Annotated in this window: 2 protein-coding genes; one reads left to right on the top strand and one right to left on the bottom strand. The window is 29.2% G+C overall.

All coding sequences use genetic code 11. The features are described 5' to 3' along the window. Window positions 1–64 precede the first annotated feature (64 nt). Window positions 65–2,323, bottom strand: a complete 2,259-nt coding sequence (locus U9R42_08260) for a BamA/TamA family outer membrane protein (GenBank protein MEA3496013.1) — start codon at window positions 2,321–2,323, stop codon at window positions 65–67. Between the two features lie 41 nt (window positions 2,324–2,364). On the opposite strand from U9R42_08260, the gene U9R42_08255 reads away from it, so the two are divergent. Next, the coding region (locus U9R42_08255; protein MEA3496012.1) for a TrmH family RNA methyltransferase at window positions 2,365–2,810 on the top strand (446 nt) is incomplete at its 3' end.

The raw sequence follows: 2,810 nt of genomic DNA, 5'->3' as shown, positions 1-2,810 counted from the left end.
TCTGTGGCTTTAATATTTTTTCACCCACACAAATCAACATAGAACCAAAAAAATTCTAGCAAAATTAAAAAGGATAACCGATACCAATATTAAATCTAACATCCTTAATGGTTGATCCTTTAAGGACCCAACGTTCATCCAAATTTAAAGATGGATCGCGAACAGGAATTGCAAAATCGGTTCTGAAAATAAAAAATGTAAAATCGAAACGTAAGCCTACTCCTGTACCTATTGCTATTTCATCAATAAAATCATTAAATTCAAACATTCCTCCCTCTCTGATTTCATCTTCTCTTAAAGTCCAGATATTTCCTGCATCAACAAACAAAGCACCTTTTAGAATAGAAGTAATATCAAAACGATACTCAAAGTTTGTTTCAAATTTTAAATCCCCTGTTTGCTCAAAGCTTGCATCTTCTTTCTTTTTATACTCACCGGGACCCAATCCTCTAAGTGTCCAAGCACGCATACTATTTGCTCCACCAAGAAAGTAACGTTTTTCAAAAGGTATGCTTGCAGAATTACCAAAAGGCAAGCCAATACCGAGACATATCCTACTTGCAATTGAAGAATATGCTGATACAGTATAGTGATAACTTGCATCAACATCAAACTTTAAATACTGAAAAAAGTTTACTCCGATAATTTCAAAACCTGTTGAATCGGTTACTATTTCGGAACCTTTTGTTATAGAATTATAAAAATAAGGTATGTTTCCTGCTGTTTCGGGAATTGTTGCTCTTATTCTCCAATAATGATTTTTATTTACTTCTTTATCATTATAAACAAACGAATAACGCATTGAAGTTAATAAGTGTGTTTCAAAAATATTATCTAATAAAACATTATTGTATTCTTTAAGCTTCTTTTTAAAATCGGGTTGTAAATGAGTACGTATTAAACTCAAATCCACAGGAGTAACAAAATGTTTTATTTTAGGATGATTAAATTGATAAGTGTAAGCAGCATTAACTGTTGACCTTGCAAAGTCCTGATTTTGGTCAAAATAATAAGATAAATTAACGGCTGTTTTTGATGAGATTGCTTCATCTTTTACAGAAATAAATTTAGGTAAAAATGCTGATGGAAAATACAAAGATGAATTAAGTTCAATCTGATAGTTTGCAAATAATTGTTGGTTCTGAAAATTATTGGAAGGAATATCAATAGCCCCGCTAAAACCTAAATTCCACTGAACAGCACGTTTAAATAAATTACGATTGTGATATGCTAATTTACCTGCCATTCCGTAATACCTATTTGAGGTGGAAGTAGATATTTGCTTTGTTTCTTCTGTAGTATTTAATTCTGTTTCAAATACGTATTCCTGTTTTTCCATTGGCGTTAACCTGATGTAACAATCCAATAAATTACTGTTACTGTCATTTATTTCTTCAAAACTAATGTCAACAAATTTGAACAACTGAATTTCAGACAACTGATTAATTGTTTTCTTTATTTTATCAATTTCATAAACATCATTCTTCTTAAAATGAATATATCTTAAAATAACTTCTTTGTTGATGTAATCATTCCTGAATACGAATTTTTTATCTTTTAAATATTCACTTTTTTTCTCAATTGTATCCGAAATACTGTAATCAGGCTCAATAATAATTTCATTTATTCTAAAAATTTTATGCTTTGTACTATCCGTAGGATTGTTTAAAACAATATTAATATCAACCAATTTACCATCAGATACGGAGGTGTCAACTTCGTAATAAATATTATTTTTACTAAAAAGATAATAGCCTTTGTTATTCAATAATTTAGCAAGCCTTTTCCTTTCGTTTATTAAATTTTCGCTATCATAAAACACCCCTTCCTCAATAATCTTAGAATCAATTGAATTGTCAATAATTTCTTTAATGTTACTATCAGGTATCAGATAACTGATTTTGTTTATTTTATATTGAGTACGTGGAATTATTTTATAAGTAAGCTTTGCTTTGTTCTTACTTTTATCAATACTATAAATTACAGTTGGCCTAAAATACCCTTTATTCATCAAAAAATCTCTCATTTGCTCAGCCGATTGATGAACGAGTTTATACTCAAGATAAATTGGTTCTTCACCAAAAAAACGTTTTAATCCCTTTTTAAATTTTGTTTGTTTTCCTTTGTCAAGTTTCATGTATGTCCAAACAAATGGTTCGGAAATTCCAAGCCCACGCCTCCTTGGATTCTGCTTCATCAATGACCTTAAATCATCCTTATAATCATTCGGAGCATCTACTACTGATGATTTTTTTAGCAAATATTTTTCCTCGGGAATTAATTTTTTTAAAGAACAAGATTGAAAAACTATAATAGTTATCAATAATAAACTAACTTTGCGTAATACAATTATATTTTTAAAAAATGATTTCAAAAGCACAAATAAAAATAATTCAATCTCTTTATCAAAAAAAATACCGAAAACAGCATAATCTGTTCATTGTTGAGGGTGTAAAATTAACAAATGAATTGATATTATCAGAATTAAATATTCATTCAATTTTTGCAACCAATGAATGGATTTCTCAAAACACTAACAACGAGACACTTAAGGAATTTCATTACAATATCAATGAGATAAGTGATGAGGAATTGAAAAAAATAAGTTCATTAAAAACGCCTAATCAGGTTCTTGCGTTAGCACAAATAAATGATGGAATTTTTGACAACAAAGAGGAAAATATTTTACTTCTTGATTCAATACGAAATCCGGGAAATTTAGGAACAATAATTCGTATTGCCGACTGGTACAATATCAAGCAAATAATTTGTTCACCCGATTGTGTAGATGTTTATAATCCTAAAGTAGT

This window comes from Bacteroidota bacterium (assembly GCA_034723125.1).
Lineage (GTDB): Bacteria > Bacteroidota > Bacteroidia > CAILMK01 > JAAYUY01 > JAYEOP01.
This window is presented reverse-complemented; position numbering and strand designations above follow the sequence as displayed.